The 16,716-nt window shown below is 65.4% G+C and carries 18 protein-coding genes; 5 read left to right on the top strand and 13 right to left on the bottom strand.

Annotation, left to right across the window (positions count from 1 at the left end):
- Nucleotides 1-63 precede the first annotated feature (63 nt).
- From EPD81_RS01240 to EPD81_RS01215, 6 genes are all read right to left on the bottom strand, one after another.
- On the bottom strand, nt 64-1,089 hold the full coding sequence (locus tag EPD81_RS01240; RefSeq protein ID WP_142803625.1) for a cytochrome-c peroxidase: 1,026 nt from the start codon (nt 1,087-1,089) through the stop codon (nt 64-66).
- A 143-nt stretch (nt 1,090-1,232) separates the two neighbouring features.
- Nucleotides 1,233-1,661 carry an SCP2 domain-containing protein gene (locus tag EPD81_RS01235; RefSeq protein ID WP_221929156.1) on the bottom strand — a complete coding sequence of 143 codons (429 nt, stop codon included), beginning with the start codon at nt 1,659-1,661 and terminating at the stop codon, nt 1,233-1,235.
- Nucleotides 1,658-2,581, bottom strand: coding sequence for a U32 family peptidase (locus EPD81_RS01230; protein WP_142803624.1), 924 nt, complete (start codon nt 2,579-2,581; stop codon nt 1,658-1,660). The genes EPD81_RS01235 and EPD81_RS01230 overlap by 4 nt, the downstream gene beginning before the upstream one ends.
- Nucleotides 2,582-2,586: 5 nt before the next feature.
- Nucleotides 2,587-3,618: a peptidase U32 family protein gene (locus EPD81_RS01225; protein WP_142803623.1), complete on the bottom strand. Its 1,032-nt coding sequence runs from the start codon at nt 3,616-3,618 to the stop codon at nt 2,587-2,589.
- 87 nt (nt 3,619-3,705) lie between these two features.
- On the bottom strand, nt 3,706-5,175 hold the full coding sequence (locus tag EPD81_RS01220) for a sodium:solute symporter family protein (RefSeq protein ID WP_142803622.1): 1,470 nt from the start codon (nt 5,173-5,175) through the stop codon (nt 3,706-3,708).
- A gap of 93 nt (nt 5,176-5,268) precedes the next feature.
- Entirely contained in the window at nt 5,269-6,558 is a 1,290-nt protein-coding gene (locus EPD81_RS01215) for an NCS2 family permease (protein WP_142803621.1), read from the bottom strand.
- 105 nt (nt 6,559-6,663) lie between these two features.
- Here EPD81_RS01215 and EPD81_RS01210 point away from each other — a divergent pair, with 105 nt between their 5' ends.
- Complete coding sequence (locus tag EPD81_RS01210; protein ID WP_169116261.1) at nt 6,664-7,551, top strand: DNA/RNA non-specific endonuclease; 888 nt, start codon at nt 6,664-6,666, stop codon at nt 7,549-7,551.
- 153 nt (nt 7,552-7,704) lie between these two features.
- Here the strand turns inward: EPD81_RS01210 and EPD81_RS01205 are convergent, their stop codons facing one another.
- From EPD81_RS01205 to EPD81_RS10620, 7 genes are all read right to left on the bottom strand, one after another.
- On the bottom strand, nt 7,705-8,340 hold the full coding sequence (locus EPD81_RS01205; protein WP_142803619.1) for an MBL fold metallo-hydrolase: 636 nt from the start codon (nt 8,338-8,340) through the stop codon (nt 7,705-7,707).
- A gap of 50 nt (nt 8,341-8,390) precedes the next feature.
- Nucleotides 8,391-9,665, bottom strand: coding sequence for a nucleoside recognition domain-containing protein (locus EPD81_RS10885; protein ID WP_142803618.1), 1,275 nt, complete (start codon nt 9,663-9,665; stop codon nt 8,391-8,393).
- Between the two features lie 15 nt (nt 9,666-9,680).
- Nucleotides 9,681-10,796, bottom strand: a complete 1,116-nt coding sequence (locus EPD81_RS01195) for a S1C family serine protease (protein WP_142803617.1) — start codon at nt 10,794-10,796, stop codon at nt 9,681-9,683.
- Nucleotides 10,797-10,915: 119 nt separating this feature from the next.
- Nucleotides 10,916-11,422, bottom strand: coding sequence for an Hsp20/alpha crystallin family protein (locus EPD81_RS01190; RefSeq protein ID WP_055424354.1), 507 nt, complete (start codon nt 11,420-11,422; stop codon nt 10,916-10,918).
- 82 nt (nt 11,423-11,504) lie between these two features.
- Nucleotides 11,505-11,897, bottom strand: a complete 393-nt coding sequence (locus EPD81_RS01185) for an Hsp20/alpha crystallin family protein (RefSeq protein ID WP_142803616.1) — start codon at nt 11,895-11,897, stop codon at nt 11,505-11,507.
- Nucleotides 11,898-11,917: 20 nt separating this feature from the next.
- Entirely contained in the window at nt 11,918-12,358 is a 441-nt protein-coding gene (locus EPD81_RS01180) for an Hsp20/alpha crystallin family protein (protein WP_141055258.1), read from the bottom strand.
- A 49-nt stretch (nt 12,359-12,407) separates the two neighbouring features.
- A complete protein-coding gene (locus EPD81_RS10620; RefSeq protein WP_185955318.1) occupies nt 12,408-12,587 on the bottom strand; it encodes a hypothetical protein in 180 nt (59 codons plus the stop codon).
- Between the two features lie 23 nt (nt 12,588-12,610).
- On the opposite strand from EPD81_RS10620, the gene EPD81_RS01175 reads away from it, so the two are divergent.
- Genes EPD81_RS01175 through EPD81_RS01160 form a run of 4 tightly spaced genes read left to right on the top strand, consistent with a single transcriptional unit; the run spans nt 12,611 to nt 16,699 of the window.
- Nucleotides 12,611-13,570: a DnaJ C-terminal domain-containing protein gene (locus tag EPD81_RS01175; protein ID WP_142803615.1), complete on the top strand. Its 960-nt coding sequence runs from the start codon at nt 12,611-12,613 to the stop codon at nt 13,568-13,570.
- A 12-nt stretch (nt 13,571-13,582) separates the two neighbouring features.
- Complete coding sequence (locus EPD81_RS01170; RefSeq protein WP_142803614.1) at nt 13,583-13,909, top strand: chaperone modulator CbpM; 327 nt, start codon at nt 13,583-13,585, stop codon at nt 13,907-13,909.
- Nucleotides 13,910-13,920: 11 nt separating this feature from the next.
- Nucleotides 13,921-15,885, top strand: a complete 1,965-nt coding sequence (gene ftsH, locus EPD81_RS01165; RefSeq protein ID WP_142803613.1) for an ATP-dependent zinc metalloprotease FtsH — start codon at nt 13,921-13,923, stop codon at nt 15,883-15,885.
- Nucleotides 15,878-16,699: a helical backbone metal receptor gene (locus EPD81_RS01160; protein ID WP_142803612.1), complete on the top strand. Its 822-nt coding sequence runs from the start codon at nt 15,878-15,880 to the stop codon at nt 16,697-16,699. Before ftsH ends, EPD81_RS01160 begins: the two co-directional genes overlap by 8 nt.
- Nucleotides 16,700-16,716 lie beyond the last annotated feature (17 nt).

Genomic DNA, 16,716 nt, shown 5'->3' with positions numbered 1-16,716 from the left:
CGGACTCGGAGAAGTGTTTCCGCCCGTGTCACGGCGCCCGTTGCGGGCACCGCCGGGTGAGCGTCACTTGAAGGGGTCGGGGCGCGGCGTCTCGGGCCCGGAAGGCGGCAGCAACGGCAAGGGCATTTGCGGCCGCTCGCCGGTGAGCGTGTGGAGGAAAGCGACGACTTTTTTCAGTTCGTCGTCGGTGAACGTGCGGCCGAGTTGCAGGCGCCCCATCAGCGTGACGGCGTCTTCCAGGGTGGCGGCTTCGCCGTCGTGGAAGTAAGGATAGGTGAGCTCGACGTTGCGTAGCGTGGGCACCTTGAAGTACCAGCGGTCTTCGTCCTTCTTGGTCACCGCCGCGCGGCCTTCGGCAGGCGAAGTCGACTTGTACGGCTCGACCACGCCGATTTTCTGGAAGGAATTGCCGCCGAGGTTGGGGCCGTTGTGGCAGGCGATGCAGCCGCTCTCATAGAAGATCTTGAAGCCCTCGAGCTCGGTGGCGGTGAGCGCTTTGTCGTCGCCCTTGAGCCATTGGTCGAAGCGCGCGTTCGGCGTGACCAGGGTTTTCTCGAACTCGGCGATGGCGTCGGTGATGTGATCGAGGGTGACGACGTCGGTACCATAGATGGTTTTGACCGTTTCGACGTAGCCAGGGATGGACTGGATCACGGCCACGGCGAGCGTGTGGGGCATGGCCATCTCGACCTGTGCCTGGATCGGACCGGCGGCTTGTTCCTGCAGGTCGGCGGCGCGCCCATCCCAGAACTGGGCGATGTTGAGCGAGGAGTTGAAGACGGTGGGGGCATTGACCGGGCCCGGCTGCCATTTATGACCGATGGAGGTCTTCAGGTTGTCGACCCCGCCCAGCGAGAGGTTGTGGCAGGTGTTGCAGGAGATGATGCCGGACATCGACAGGCGCGGCTCGAAGAAGAGCTGGCGGCCGAGGTCGACCTTGGCCGGATGCTCGATCTTCGCCGGTTCGATCGGCTGGATGAGGGCCTTGGCTTTTTCGCGCAGCTCGGCCGAAAGATTGGGCTGGGCCGCTTGGACGGCAGAGGCGGCAAAGACGGCCGCGATTGCGGCGAACAAGGGCTTGCGGATCATGAAGGACCTCCGGTGGAAGAAAAACCTGTAAGACGAATTTAGCCGCCTCCGCTGTTTCCATGGGAGAAAAAGCGCCAAAGTTTGCTCTGGATCAAAGTTGCCACCAAGAGGTGTTGCCGATCTGCGACAGTGCCCCCGCTACCTCACCGAGGGCGCGGTAGAAAAGGAACTTTGAGCTCGATCGCATCCAGCGTGTTCTTCACCAGCAGCCCCAATTCGGTGTCGCCGGAGAGCGCCAGGCGCCGCTGGAAGAAGAGGGTGTCGGCGTCTTCTTCCCGACGTAGCAGGGCGAGGTAGTCGCGAGCGGTGGCACGCAGCGTCAGGCGCGGTGCGACGTACAGCGGCAAGGGGCGGAAGCCTTGCCGGGTGAGCGTGAGGGCGAGCCGCAATCCGAGGTCGCTCACCTCGATGCGCAGCGGCTGCTCCAGGAGCGCTTCGAGGTCCGCGAGCGGCAGGCGGGGAAAGAGCAGTCGGTCGAGGGTGAAGGCGAGCACGGCCGCCGGCGGGGTCTGAGGCAAGCGGGAGACGATCCGGGCGAGCGCGGGCGGAAAGGCGAAGCGGGATTCTTTCATTGGGCGCGGGGGGCAGTGGGGGAAGAAGAGGGGTCACGATACACGAAGCCGCTCTCACCGTACCAGAAGCCGTTGCACGATTCCAGCTCGGAAGCGGGCATTTCACCGAAACGTCGGGCACGGTCGAGGGCGGCGATCCGCTCGGGCGTGCCTTCGGGGGCGGGCACGAGGCGCAGGGCCTGTGCGAGCGAAGTGGCTTCTTCGAGGCGGTCCATCAAGGACCACGGACGGGCGGAGAGGACTTGCACGCCGTTGAGCACGAGGAAGTCGGTTCCGTCGCGTGTGGCGAGCGGCAGCCCTGCCGGATGCTGCAGACAGCGGAATTCACAGGCGTCTTTTTGCAGCTGATAATGGCGGGCAGTGAAACAGCGCGCCGAATGCGCCAGGGGAAGGTGTCCCCATACCGGTAGTTCGGTCTCGATCGTTCCTCTTCCCAAGGCGGAAAAGCCTTCGAGCAGCCGCGCGAGCGCTGCGCGTGAAAGCTCCGGCGGCGGCAGCCAGCGGCGCGCCCCGGCCTCGGAGAGCTGGGCGAGGGACTGGGGATTGTAGACGTTGAGTGAGGCTCCAGCGACCCAGTCGCGCCGCCCGGCGGCTGCGAGCAGGCGCACCGTGCCCATCTCGTTGGCCTCGACGGCGAATTCGTCCTGTTCCACCAGGCGGCGTACCCACTTGAGATGCGATTCGGATTCGATGAGGGCGTAGCCGGCGAGAACGACCCGTTTGCCCGCGGCCCTGAGGTCGCGTCCGAGGGCGATCCAGTCGGGCAGGCGCAATTCGGCGCGACGGGCGCAGACGGTCTCACCCAAGACGACGGTGTCGACGGGCGTCTCGGCGATCGCCTCGTAGAAGGCGAGGACGCGTTCGCGCGGCCAGAAGTAAGGGATGGGGGCGAGCACCAGTTCGAACGAAAGCGGGTTCATGGGGGTCATTTCCACGGCCGGGAATAGGCACCGAGGGTGTGGCTCGCGCCTTCGCTGACGCGGTCGAGCGCGGCGAGCCACTGAGGCTTCGGGGAAAAATCCTGAGGAGCGGCGAGCGCGGCGTCGATCGCTTCGCGCCACACGCGCGTGACCTGCGCCACGTAGGCGGCGCTGCGCTGGCGTCCCTCGATCTTGATGGCGGCGACCCCGATCTCGATGAGGCGCGGCAGCAGCTCCAGCGTGTTGAGGCTAGTGGGCTCCTCGATGGCGTAATAGGTGTGTCCGCCGACGGCAAAACGGCCCTTGCACAGGGTGGGGTAGCCGGCCGGTTCATCCGGGGCATAGCGGTCGATGAGAAAGCCGTTGAGCCGCGCCTCCAGCCCTTGCGGCGTTTCGTTCCAGCGCACGAACTTGGCCGGAGAGCAGGCGCCGTGGCAGTTGGGCGACTGGCCGGTGGCATAGGCCGAGAGGGTACAGCGCCCTTCGACCATCACGCACAGGCCGCCGAATCCGAAGACTTCGACCGCCACGGGGCTATGCCGAACCACCTGCGCCACTTGTTCGAGCGAGAGCACGCGCGGCAGCACGGCGCGCTCGATGCCGTAGCGTTCGTGGTAGAAGGTGAGCGCCTCGTAGTTCGTGGCCGAGCCTTGCACCGACAAGTGCAGGCGTAGCTCGGGATGGCGCTCGCGCGCATGGGCGAGGAGACCGAGATCGGCGAGGATGAGGGCATCGACGCCGAGCGAGGCGGCCCGATCGACCGCCGCCATCCAGTGGGTCCAACCCTCGGCTTGGGGGTAGGTGTTGAGAGCGAGGAATACGCGGCAGCCTCGCGCATGCGCAGTGTCGATCGCCCGGGCGATACCGTCTTCGTCGAAATTGAGCCCATTGAAGTTGCGCGCGTTCGTCGCGTTTTTGAATCCCAGATAGACGGCGTCCGCTCCCTGTTCGACGGCCGCTTCGAGCATGGCCCGATTCCCGACCGGACAGACGAGTTCGGGGCGGCGCCCGGTCACGGGCGAAGTGGAAGATGGCATCCTGCACCTCTTCGGACGAAGAGGTGCAGGATAGCCGAAATGCTGCGCACGCACCTTGACCCTGGTCAAGGTGCGTGAGGAAAGGATTCAGCGGCGCGAGGCGACGTGATGGGTGGCCGAGGCGGCGTTATGCTGGCGGGTGCGTTTCGGCAGATGAGGATCTTTGGGGCCGAGGAGGGTGCCAGTGACCATTCCTACGATCGAGGCCAGGAAACCATAGATCTGCGGCTCGATCTCGGATTCGGGCAACACCAGCTCGCCGAATAGCCAGGTACCGATACCCAGGATCACTGAGAAAGTGGCTCCGAGCGAATTCGCCCTCTTCCAGAAGATCCCCGCGACGAGCGGTACGAAGGCGCCGGCGAGGGTTACCCGATAGGCTTTTTCGACCATGCCGTGAATGGAGTCGTTCGACCAGAGTGCGTAGACGAGCACGATGAGCGTGAACGCCACCACCGTCAGCCGCGTCGCTAACAGCAGCTGCCGGTCGGTCAGCGTCGGCCAGGTGCTCTTGAGGATGTTCTCCGTGAAGGTTACCGAAGGGGCGAGCAGAGTGCCGCTGGCGGTACTCATGATGACCGAGAGCAAGGCGCCGAAGAACACGATCTGCAGCCAGAGCGGCATGTGGGTCGTGACGAAGAGCGGTAGGATCAGTTGGGAATCCTGATCGAGGAAAGTTTGCACCAGCTGCGGATCGATCACCGTGGCGCTATACGCGATGAATAGCGGCACGGCGGCGAAGAGGAAATAGCAGATGCCGCCCAGGGTCGTGGCCCAGACGGCGACGAATTCGTTTTTCGAAGAGTTGACGCGCTGGAATACATCCTGCTGCGGGATCGAACCGAGGGCCATCGTGATCAGGGCCGAAATCCAGGTGAAGATCGAGAGCCAGTTGCGCTCCGGCAGCCATTCCAGCTTTCCCTCGGCAGCGGCTTTGTCGACCACGGGAGCAAGGCCGCCCGCCAGGTCCCCGGCGTAGAGGGCGACCAAGAAGAGGCCGATGACGATCACGATCATCTGGACGAAGGTGGTCCAGGCTACGGACCACATGCCACCGAAAATCGTATAGACGAGAACGACGAGGGCGCCGATGAGGGTTCCTTGGGTGTTCGAGATCGCCCCGTTCGTGAGCGCATTGAAGACCACGCCCAGCGCCGTCATCTGCGCGCCCACCCAGCCGAGATAGGAAATGACGATGCATATCGACAAGACCATTTCTATCGTGGGGTTGTAGCGGCGGCGGAAGAAGTCGCCCAGGGTGAGCAGGTTCATGCGATAGAGCGGCCGGGCGAAGATGAGCCCGAACAGCACCAGACACAGCGAAGCGCCTAGCGGATCGGAGATCAGTCCGTGGAAGCCTTCCTCGAGGAAGGTGGCGGAGATTCCGAGCACGGTCTCTGCACCGAACCAGGTAGCGAACACCATGGCCAGGACGACGGCGAAAGGCAGGTTGCGGCCGGCGACGATGTAATCACGGGCGTTGTGCACGCGGGTGGCTGCGTACAAGCCGATGGCGATGGAGAGGGCGAGATACGCGATCACGAACCACAGCAGCATGGCGGCAGCCTCCGGTGACCGGTTAGAGGGTGAAGAAGGGCGAAGTTTACCCTCGTTTTTTTATGATGGGAGTATTTTTTCGTTCTGGCGTGATCACAGCCAGAGGAATTTCACGAGGAAGACGGTCGCGATCACGGCCACGGCGAGCGGCAACTCACGCACGCGCCCCGTGAGGAGCTTGAGGGCGGCGTAGGTGATGAAGCCGAAGGCCAAGCCGTTGGCCACCGAGAAGGTGAAGGGGATGGTGATGGCGGTGACCGCGGCCGGTGCTGCTTCGGTGAGGTCGTCCCACTGTACTTCCGCCAGCCCGCGCGCCATGAGGATGGCCACGTAGAGCAGTGCCGGCGCCGTGGCGTAGGCCGGCACCATGGCCGCGAGCGGCGAGAACACGAGCATGGCCAGGAAAAGGATCGCCACCACCACGGCGGTGAGTCCCGTTCGGCCTCCCACGGCGACACCCGAGGCGGATTCGAGGTAGGCGGTGGTCGAGGACGTTCCCAGCGAGGCGCCGAGCACGATGGCGGTGGAGTCGGCCATGAGCGCTCGACCCAGGCGCGGTAGACGCCCTCGGGCATCGAGCAGTTTCGCGCGCTGGGCCACCGCGATCAGCGTGCCGGAGGCATCGAACAGTTCCACCAGAAAGAAAGTGAGCACGATGGAGAGAATACCCATGTCGATCGCCCCTTTCAGATCCATCTGCAGGAAAGTGGGGGCGAGCGATGGCGGAGGGGCGAACAAGCCCTGGAAGGGTACGAGACCCAGGGCTACGGCAGCGAGCGTCACGCCGAGGATGGCGAGCAGCACCGCACCGGTGACGCGGCGCGCTTCCATCACCAGGATGGCGAGGAATCCGAGCACGGCAAGGAGCACCGGGAGGTGGTGCAGGTCGCCGAGGGTGACGAAGGTGACGGGGTGCGCCGTTACCAGCCCCGCGTTCTTCAGACCGATGAGGGCGAGGAAAAAGCCCACGCCGGCCGTGATGGCGGATTTGAGGCTCGCGGGAATGGCGTCGATGATCCACTCGCGTATGCGCAGTATCGAGACGACGAGAAAGAGGCAGCCAGAGATGAAAACGGCTCCCAGCGCCGTCTGCCAGGAATGGCCGAGGGTGCCGACCACGACGAAAGCGAAGTAGGCATTGAGCCCCATTCCCGGCGCGAGTGCGACGGGATAGTTGGCGTACAGCCCCATGATGGCCGAGCCGATGGCGGCTGCGAGACAGGTGGCCGTGAAGACGGCCTCGCGCGGCATGCCGGCCGAGCCGAGGATCTCGGGATTGACGAAGGCGATGTAGGCCATCGTCAGGAACGTGGTGAGCCCCGCGAGCACTTCGGTGCGCACGTCGGTGCCGTGGGCCTTGAGCTGGAAGAGGCGTTCGAGCATGGGTGGGGGTGTCCGCAGCAGAGGCTGAATTGTAGAAAAGCCGGGCGGGGAAGGCAATCTGGGGTGCCTATAATCATGAGTTTTTTGGCAACGAAGGAGGTGGACGTGAAGCGACGCAGGTCGGCGGTGGGCCGCAGGATACGCTCCTCGATTTCGGTGCTGGTGCTCGTGGCGTTGGTGGTTTTCTTCTGGGCTTGGTCGTCCGGCAGCGCACTGCCGCAGGATTCGCCCGGGGGCTGGCCGCGCATGCGCGGATTCGTCGATCGGCTGTCGGTGACGGAGCTCGTCAATCCGGGGTTCGTGGTGGGCTATTCGGAATGGCACGGGGTGCCGCGCTGGGTGGCTTATCGCGCCGATCCGCCACCGAATCATCGCCTGCAGCGGCGCCCTGCGCGTTTCGAGCCCGATATGCGTACCTGGCGTTGCCGCCTGGGTTGGTGGTGTGTACGCCACGAGTCCTATCGCAATTCGGGGTTCGATAGGGGCCACATGGCACCGAATTTCCTCATCGGGACACGCTATGGTCCCGAGGCGCAGCGTGCCACTTTTTTGCTATCGAACGTCGCGCCACAGCGCCCGTCGCTCAATCAGGGAAGCTGGCAGCGGCTCGAAGCGGTGGAGGCCGACCGTTTCGCGCCGAACGCGCGCGTGCTGTGGGTGGTGACGGGGCCGGTGTTCGACGAGCATCCGCCGAGGTTCTCGCCAGAATGGATCGCGGTGCCCAAGGCGTTCTTTCGCATCTTCTGGGCGGAGGACGAAGAAGGGCGCCTGCGGGTGCTCGCTTTTCTCATGCCGCAGGAGACGCCACCGCAGGCCGATCTGCGGGCCTATCTCACCACGGTGCGTGCGATCGAAGAGGCCACGGGCATCGACTTTTTTCCCGATTTGCCTCAGCGTGAGCAGGATCGCCTGGAGACGGCCGTTCCGGATCCCGACGCGTGGGGACTCACCGAGGAATGGGCACGGGCGCCGGGTCGCTACCGGGCCGAATGAGCGATGCCAAGGAAACGCTGAAGAAATGAGCGAGCGGGATGAAGCGCAAGGCGCACGGAGCGCAGCGACCGAGACATATCGAGTGGATAGGCGAGGGAGCGAGCACCGCGCAACGCAGCGATTCGCCCGCGCAGCCAATTATTCAGCGTTTCCCTAGACGAGGAAGGGATTGTGCGCGCGCTCTTCGCCGAACGTCGACATGGGCCCGTGTCCGGGGACGAAGCGCACGTCGTCGCCCAAGGGCAGCAGCTTGGTGAGGATGCCGGTGATGAGCTGGCGGTGGTTGCCGCGGGGAAAATCGGTGCGCCCGATCGAGCCGGCAAAGAGCACGTCGCCGACGAAGGCGAGGCGCTCGTCGGGCGCGAAGTAGACCACATGCCCCGGCGTGTGGCCGGGTACGTGGAGGACTTCCAGTGTGTGCTCTCCCACTCGTACCGTGTCGCCCTCCTCGAGCCAGCGATCGGGCAGGAACGCTTCGGCTTTGCCAAAGCCGAAGGTGCGGGCCTGCTCCGGCAGGGCCTGGAGCCAGAAGCCTTCTTCTTCCTGGGGACCGATGATGGGGATCCCGCCCAGACGACGGGAGAGCTCCGGGGCGCCGGCGGCGTGGTCGATGTGGCCGTGCGTGAGCAGGATCTGGCGCATGTTCAGGTTGCGGGTACGGATCGCCTCCTCGATGCGCTCGAGGTCTCCGCCCGGATCGATGACGGCGGCTTCACCGGTGCGGTCGCACCACAGTAGCGAGCAGTTCTGCGCGAACGGCGTGACGGGGATGACGAGGACGTGGAGCATGGCAAAGATCCGCGACGGGAGATGCCACTATTGTAGCGTGGCGCGAGCGCTCACGCAGCGCCCGGGTAGAGCCAGGAACAGATGAAAACGGCGGCGATGACGCCAGCCAGATCCGCCGCCAGCCCCGCGGCGATGGCGTGGCGCATCTTCTTGATGCCGACGGCGCCGAAATAGACCGCGAGCACGTAGAAAGTGGTCTCGGTCGAGCCCTGAATCGTGGAAGCGAGCCAACCGGCATAGCTGTCGGGGCCGACGTTCGGGTCTTTGAGCAGATCGGCGAGAAGCGCAAAGGCGCCGGAGCCCGATAGCGGCCGCAGGATGGCCATGGGCAGCACTTCGGCGGGCAGCCCCAGCGGCCCGGTGATGGGCGCGAGCAGCGAGACGAAGAAGGGAAGGGCGCCGCTTGCGCGCAAAAGCGCCGTGGCCGCGAGGATGGCGACCAGATAGGGGATGATGCGCAGCGCCACCTGAAAACCTTCTTTGGCGCCATCGACGAAACTCTCATAGACCGCCACCCCGCGTGCGAGGCCATAGACGATGAATCCAACGACGAGGGTGGGTACGATCCAGGCCGAGACGATCTGCCCATGGCGCACGCTCGCGGCGATGAGCGCCACGAAAGCGAGCGCTACCGTCCATCCTACCCAGCGGGGCAGCGGTGCGAGCGGCGGCGTCTCTTCGCACACGTGCGCGTCGCTGGAATACGTGACCACCGGAGGGGTTGGGCGAGGTGCGGGGTAGAAACGCGCCAGCAGCGGCGTGAGGAAGATTGCCACCAGGGTGGCACAGGTGGTGGCAAAGAGGGTGGTAGGGAGGATGGCGGCCGGCTCGATGCTGCCGGCGGCCGCGCGCAGCGCGATCACGCCCGTGGGCAGCAGCGCCAGACCCGAGGTGTTGATCGCGAGGAGGCGCACCATGGCGTCGGTGGCGACACCCGGGTGGGGGTTGAGCCGGTCGAGCTCCTGCATGGCGCGGATGCCGAAGGGCGTGGCCGCATTGCCCAACCCCAGCAGGTTCGCCGAAAAGTTCATGATCATGGCGCCCATGGCCGGGTGCTGCGGCGGCACTTCGGGAAAGAGCCTGCGCATGAGCGGAGCGATGAGGCGGGCCGTGGCGGTGAGCAATCCGCCTTGCTCGGCGATCTTCATCAATCCGAGGAAGAACGCCATCACGCCCACCAGCCCCAGGGCGAGCTCGACGGCGGCGCGCGAAGCGTCGATGACCGCCTGACTCATGGCTGTCATCACGCCCGTCGTGCCACTGAGCTCGCGGCCGGCGCCAGTGGCGAAGGCGATCAAGATGAAGGCGGCGAAGATAAGGTTCATGGTGAAAAAGAAGAATCAGGAGGCAGCGGCATCCAGCGTGACGGCAACTCGGCGCCGTTCGGTACCGCGCAGCACTTCGAGTGTTACGGTGTCGCCGGGCCGGTAGCGCTCGAGCACGTCGAGGAGCGTGTCGGCATCGGGCGTGGGAATGCCGTCGATGGCCACGATCAGGTCGCCGACGACGACGCTGCCTTCCGTGACCGGCACGAAGGGTTTGAGGCCGGCGCGCGCCGCCGGCCCGTCGGGGTCAACGCGCAGGATGGCCACTCCGGGAGGCAAGCCCAGCGCCTTGTTGAAGGCGGGGGAGGCGGCGGCGATGCCGAGCACGGGGCGGCGGATGCGCCCCTCGCGGATGAGCCGCGGCACGATGCGGTTGACCTCGTCGACGGGGATGGCGAAACCGATGCCGGCAAATGCGCCGCTGGGGCTGTAGATGGCGGTATTGACGCCGATGAGCCGGCCGGCGCTATCGAGGAGCGGCCCGCCGGAGTTGCCGGGGTTGATGGCTGCGTCGGTCTGGATCACACCGCGGATGGTACGGCCGGTGACGGATTGGATCTCCCGGTTGAGCGCGCTTACCACGCCGGTGGTGAGGCTTTGATCCAGCCCGAAGGGGTTGCCGATCGCCAGCACTTTCTGCCCCACTTTGAGCCCCTTGCTCTCGCCGATGGGGATGGGGCGCAGGCGTTCGGGCGGGGCGTCGATGCGCAGCACCGCGAGGTCGCGGTCGGGATAGACACCGACGAGCTTGGCGCGCCAGGTGCTCTGGTCGGCCAGGGTGACGCGGGCCGCGTCCGCTCCCTGGATGACGTGGAAATTGGTGACGACATGCCCGGCTTCGTCCCAGACGAAGCCGCTGCCGGTCCCCTGGGGGATTTCGAGCACGTTGAGGGTGAAGAGGTTGAGCGCTTGGCGGGCGGTGGTGATATGGACCACCGAGGGCGAGGTGAGGGCGAAGATCTCGACGGTATTGCGCTCGTCGGCGGTGAGCTCGCCGCGCGGGGCGATGGCGCGCGGCTGGGCCGGGGTCGTTCCGGCGGTCTTCGCGAGCAGCGTGCCCAGCGAGGCGGCGAGCACGATGAAAAGGATGAAAAGGAGCGAGAGCAGCGTGAAGCGATGGGCGGAGCGCATGCGGCGGATTCCAGACGGTGCGAAGCGCTCATTGTACGGGAAAGGGCGAAGGCAGGGGGGATGGGGCGGGCAAAAACGGCGGCCACGCAGGCCGCCGTCGGACAGGGATGAAGAGAAGGTCAACCTTGAACGGCGATGCGCCGGGTTTTTGCGGTCTCGGCCTTGGGCAGCGTGATTTTGAGCACGCCGTCGCGATATTCCGCCTTGGCCTCTTCGGCCTTGACCGGCACGGGGAGCGCGATGGCGCGCTGGAAGCGGCCGTAGGCGCATTGCATGAGACGGTATTGCCCCTGTTTTTCCTCGCGCTCGAGGCGTTTCTCACCGCGAATCACGAGCTGGCCGTCGAGCACCTCGACTTCGAGATCCTCTCGGTCGAGCCCGGGGATCTCGACGCGGACTTCGAGCGCCTCGTCGGTCTCGTAGATGTCGGCGCCGAGCACCGCCCAGCGCACGCCTCCAGCCGGCGCCGGCAGATTGGGCGAAGCGCTTTTTTCGTCGTTGCGTTCGCGGGGCTGGAAGCGGGTGAGCGCGCCGGCGGCCCGTTCCCACAGCTGTCGCCAGCCCTCCATCAGATGCTCCCAGCTCTGGCCGAGGCCGGATTTCCATTGCTCCAGTACCGAACTCATACTTCGTCCTCCTCTGCGTCAGACGAAGGCCGCCCGGCGATGGGCGGCCAAAAAGGTCATTTCCGTACCGGAAATGAAGGAATCAGCCAGCCTGCACCGTGATGCGCTTAGGTTGAGCTTGCTGATGTTTCGGAATGCGCAGCTCGAGCACGCCCTGGTTGAGCTTGGCCTGGATGCCGGCGGTGTCGAGGTCGCGCGACAGGGTGAAGCTGCGGGCATAGCGCGGGGCGCGGATCTCGGCGTAGATCGGCTCCATGCCTTCGCTCACGGGAAGCGACACGTTGCCTTCGATGGTAAGGGTGTCGCCCTCCACCTTGATCTCCAGCGAATCGCGGCTCACACCGGGCAGGTCGGCCCACAGGGTGATGCTGGTCTGATCCTCGATGATGTCGACGCGCGGCACCGCAGTCGGGACGCGCTGGGCTTGAGCGGTGACTTCGCTGCCGGGGCGGGTGGTGACGTTGGTTTCAGCCATGGCCGTTCCTCCTTTTGTGATCATTTGATTTCGATGCGGCGCGGCTGCAGATGGGCCTTGCGCGCGATGCGAAGCCGCAGCACACCGTCGCGGTAGGTCGCCTCGACCTTGTCGGGGTCGAGATCCTCGGACAGGCTGATGGTGCGGCGGAACTTGCCGGCGAAGCGCTCGTTGGCATAGACCGTGACCTGGTCGTTCTCCGGAATCGGCGAGGAGCGCTCGCCGGCGATGGTGAGCACGCCTTGCTCGAGTGTGACTTCGAGCTTGGCCGGATCCACGCCAGGTACGAAGGCATACACTTCCACCGCCTCGGGTGTGCGGCCGATGTTGATGGCCGGATAGACGGTGTCGAGCGCTACTTCACGAATGGCCGCAGGCCAGCCGCTCCACAGGCGGTCGAGTTCGCGCTGCAGCCGGTCGAACTCCTCGAACAGGTTGGTGGGAAAGAGGGTCGTAACCATCGTGCTGCCTCCTTGAATATCGGCCGGACGAGAAGGTCCGGCACCGGGATCACCAATAAACGCGTGTGTTGCGTTTATTGGTATAGGTTGTCTCGGTGGGAATTTCAAGGGTTGCATCACGTGTGCGGTACTGGTACTTCATCGCGCCGCGCTTGTAATTTTCCTCTCTGTCTCCAATAATGGAGAGACCCGGGCGGCTAGAAACCGTCGCCGCCCGGAGCGCACTCATCGGCTGTTCGGAGGCGGTACGGAATGAAGTTTCGCGACTACTACGAGATTCTCGGCGTGCCGCGCACGGCTACGGCGGAGGAAATCAAGAAGGCGTGGCGTAAGCTCGCGCGCAAGTACCATCCGGACGTGAGCAAGGAGCCCGACGCGGCCGAGCGCATGAAAGAGATCAACGAGGCCTACGAAGTGCTCTCCGATCCGGAGAAGCGCGCCGCGTACGATCGGCTGGGAGAGCATTGGCGTCAGGGCGAGGACTTCTCGCCGCCGCCGGGCTGGGATGCCGGCTTCGAATTCCGCGGGGCGCCGGGCGGTGGGCCTTTCGAAGGGGCGGATTTCTCCGAGTTTTTCGAGTCGCTCTTCGGGCGCATGCACCGTGGCACGGGCGGGGCGCGCCAGCGTCGTACCGGCGGTTTTGCCTTGCGCGGCGAAGACCACCACGCCAAGATCCTCATCGATCTCGAAGACAGCCTGCAGGGTGCCACGCGTTCCGTGACCCTGCGTGTGCCCGAGCTCGATGCGTCCGGCCACGTGGTGCTGCGTGAGCGCACCCTCAACGTGCGCATTCCCAAGGGCATCCGGGCGGGGCAGAAAATCCGGCTCGCCGGGCAGGGCGGTCCTGGAATGAACGGCGGTCCGCCGGGCGATCTCTACCTGGAAGTGGAATTCCGCCCTCATCCGCTCTATCGTGTCGAGGACAAGGATCTCTACCTGACGGTGCCGGTGGCGCCGTGGGAAGCGGTGCTCGGTGCCAAAATCCAGGTTCCCACGCCGGAAGGACCGGTGACGCTCACCATTCCGCCGGATTCGCAGCACGGCCGCAAGCTGCGGCTGCGGGGCAAGGGGCTGCCGAGCGACCCTCCGGGCGATCTCTACGCGGTGCTCGAAGTGGTGTTGCCGCCTTCGAGCGATCCAAAGGTGCGGGAACATTTCACGGCGATGGCGCGCGAGGTGCGGTTCGATCCGCGCGCGCGTTGGGGCCGGTGAGGAGGAGCAGGGATGAACGCGGCGATCGTGGTGTCGTGCGAATGGTTGGGCGGCGAGCGCTGGCTCACGCTCGAGGAGCTCGCGGTGGCGGCAGGGGCCTCCCCTTCCTTCGTGCGCGCGCTGTGGGAAGAAGGCTTGATCGAGGCCGGTCTGATCGAAGCGGGGGCGCCACGATTCGAAGGAATGGCCCTGGAGCGGGTGCGCCGCATGCGCCGTCTGATGCGTGATTTCGAGGCCAGTTTCACCGCGGCGGCGATGATGATGGAGCTCATCGACGAAATCGCCCGCTTGCGGCGCATGCTCGATCGCGCCGGCATCTCCTGGCGCGATGAACCCTGAAGGGGAATGCCATGAACGAAGAGCAATTGCGCAAATGGAATGTGGGCTATTGGTTGATCGCCATCGCCCTGCTGCTCTTTCTGCAGAGCCAGTGGCAGGCAGCCAACGTCGTGGAGACGGTGTCTTACACCGAATTCGAGCAGGCGCTCGCGGAAGGTCGCGTGTCCGAGGTGATCATCGGCGATCGGGTGATCACCGGCCGCCTCAAATCGCCCGAAGGCCGGAAAGTGGCCATCGCCACGGCGAGGGTCGAGCCGGATCTGGCCGAGCGCCTGGATCGCTACGAAGTTCCCTATACTAGAGTCATAGAAAACACGTTTTTCCGTGATCTCCTCTCTTGGGTGGTCCCGGTACTCGTCTTCTTCGCCCTGTGGTACTACGTGTTTCGCCGGGTGATCGAGAAACAGGGCATGGGCGGATTCATGTCGATCGGCAAGAGTCGCGCCAAGGTCTTCGTCGAGCAGGACACCGGCGTCACTTTCGATGACGTGGCGGGCGTCGATGAAGCCAAAGCCGAGCTCAAGGAGGTGGTGGAGTTCCTCAAAGATCCGGCACGCTACGGCCGGCTCGGGGCGCGCATGCCCAAAGGCGTGCTGCTCGTGGGGCCGCCGGGAACCGGCAAGACGTTGCTCGCCAAGGCGGTGGCCGGCGAAGCGAAAGTGCCTTTTTTCTCCATCACCGGCTCGGAATTCGTCGAGATGTTCGTCGGCGTGGGCGCGGCGCGCGTGCGAGACTTGTTCGAACAAGCGCGCAAACATGCTCCTTGCATCATATTTATCGATGAGATCGACGCCCTCGGCCGCGCGCGTGGGGCCTTCCCGGGTTTCGGCGGGCATGACGAGAAGGAGCAGACCCTCAACCAGCTGCTCGCCGAGATGGACGGTTTCGATTCCTCTTCGGGCATCGTGGTGCTGGCGGCCACCAACCGACCGGAGATCCTCGATCCGGCGCTGCTGCGGCCCGGGCGGTTCGACCGGCAGGTGTTGGTCGATCGGCCCGACAAGAACGGGCGCTTGCAGATCCTCGAGGTGCACGTCAAGAAAATCCGCCTCGCGCCCGAGGTCGACCTCGAGCAAATCGCTGCCATGACGACCGGTTTCAGCGGGGCGGATCTGGCCAACCTCGTCAATGAAGCGGCCATCGTGGCCACGCGTCGGGGCGCCGATGCCGTGACCCTGGCCGATTTCACCGCCGCTTTCGAACGCATCGTCGCCGGCCTGGAGAAGAAAAACCGGGTGCTGAGCGAGCGTGAGCGTCGGGTGGTGGCCTATCACGAGATCGGACATGCCTTGGTGGCGCGGGCGTTGCCGGGCACCGACCCGGTGCACAAAATCTCCATCGTGCCGCGCGGCATCGGTGCGCTCGGCTACACCCTGCAGCGTCCCTCCGAGGACCGCTACCTCATGACCCGCGAGGAGTTGCGCCACAAGATCATGGTGCTGCTCGGCGGGCGCGCCGCCGAGGTGCTCGTCTTCGGCCATCTGTCCACCGGCGCGGCGGACGATCTCATGCGGGCGACCCAGATCGCGCGCGACATGGTGACGCGCTACGGCATGGACGACGAACTGGGTTTCGTGGTGTTCGAGCAGAGCCGTCCGCGTTTCCTCGATACGCAGGCCCCCGCGCCGGGCGAAACCTTGGGGGTATCCGAAGCGCTTCACGAGCGCATCGATGCGGCAGTGCGGCGCATCGTGATGGAAGCCTTCGAATGCACGCTCGCCGTGCTCCGGGAGAACCGCGACCAGCTCGAGGCGGCGGCCCGGGAGCTGCTCGCCAAGGAAACCCTGGAGGAAGAGGACGTCGCGCGCTTGCTCTCCAACTTGCGCCGTCCCCCCTGCGTCGGGGAGATCGATGGGGATGAACCCGCTGTGGCAGCGGCATACTCCGCGCCCGGGACCGCGGCGGCAGGTGAGCCTCCGGCGGAGCAGGGATCCGCTGCCGGTACACCCTCGGCGGGAGCTCCGCGAGATGGCTGAGACGCTGTGGTACGACGCGCTGGGCGTGCCGCACCGCCGGGCCCGGGGTACGCCGCGCATCGTCTCGCTGGTGCCTTCGCTCACCGAGACGCTCTTTGCTTTCAGCCTGGGCGAAGCGGTGGTGGGGCGCACCGGTTTTTGCATCCATCCCGCCGAGGTGCGGGACCTGCCCAAAGTGGGAGGAACCAAGGACGTGCGCCTCGAGCGCCTCTTCGCGCTCGAGCCGACGCACGTCATCGTCAACGTCGATGAGAACCGACGAGAACAGGTCGAGGCGATCGCCGCGGCCGGCATCGAGGTGATCGTCACCCATCCCTGCCGGCTCGAAGACAACGTCGCGCTCTTTCGTCTGCTCGGCGGGGTGTTCGACCGCGAGGAGGCGGCGGACTATGCCGTGCAAGCCTTCGAATCCGTGCTGGAACTCGCGCGCACGATCGCTGCCTCCTTGCCGCAGGAGCGCGTGCTCTATCCCATCTGGCGCGAGCCGTGGATGACGGTGGCCCGCAGCACCTGGATCTCCGCCATGCTGGGGGCCGTGGGTTGGCAGACCTGGCCCGCGATCGAGGAACCCCGTTATCCCGTGATCGACGAAACCGCCGTTCGCCAGGCGGGCATCGCGCGCGTGCTGCTGCCTTCCGAACCCTATCGCTTCACCCGGGACCACGCCGAAGAGATTCCCCGCTTGCTCGGAGCGGAGGTGCCGGTGACGCTCGTCGATGGCGAAATGGTGTCGTGGTACGGCACCCGCGCCATCTCGGGTCTGTGCTATCTCGCTGCCCTGTGCCAGGATTTGGCCGAACCCCTTTCTGTTTGATCTCTTCGCTGTCGGCA

Source organism: Tepidiphilus sp. J10, from assembly GCF_006980785.1.
Lineage (GTDB): Bacteria > Pseudomonadota > Gammaproteobacteria > Burkholderiales > Rhodocyclaceae > Tepidiphilus > Tepidiphilus olei.
Note: the sequence above shows the minus strand (reverse complement) of the source record. Positions and strands in the feature narration are given on the sequence as shown.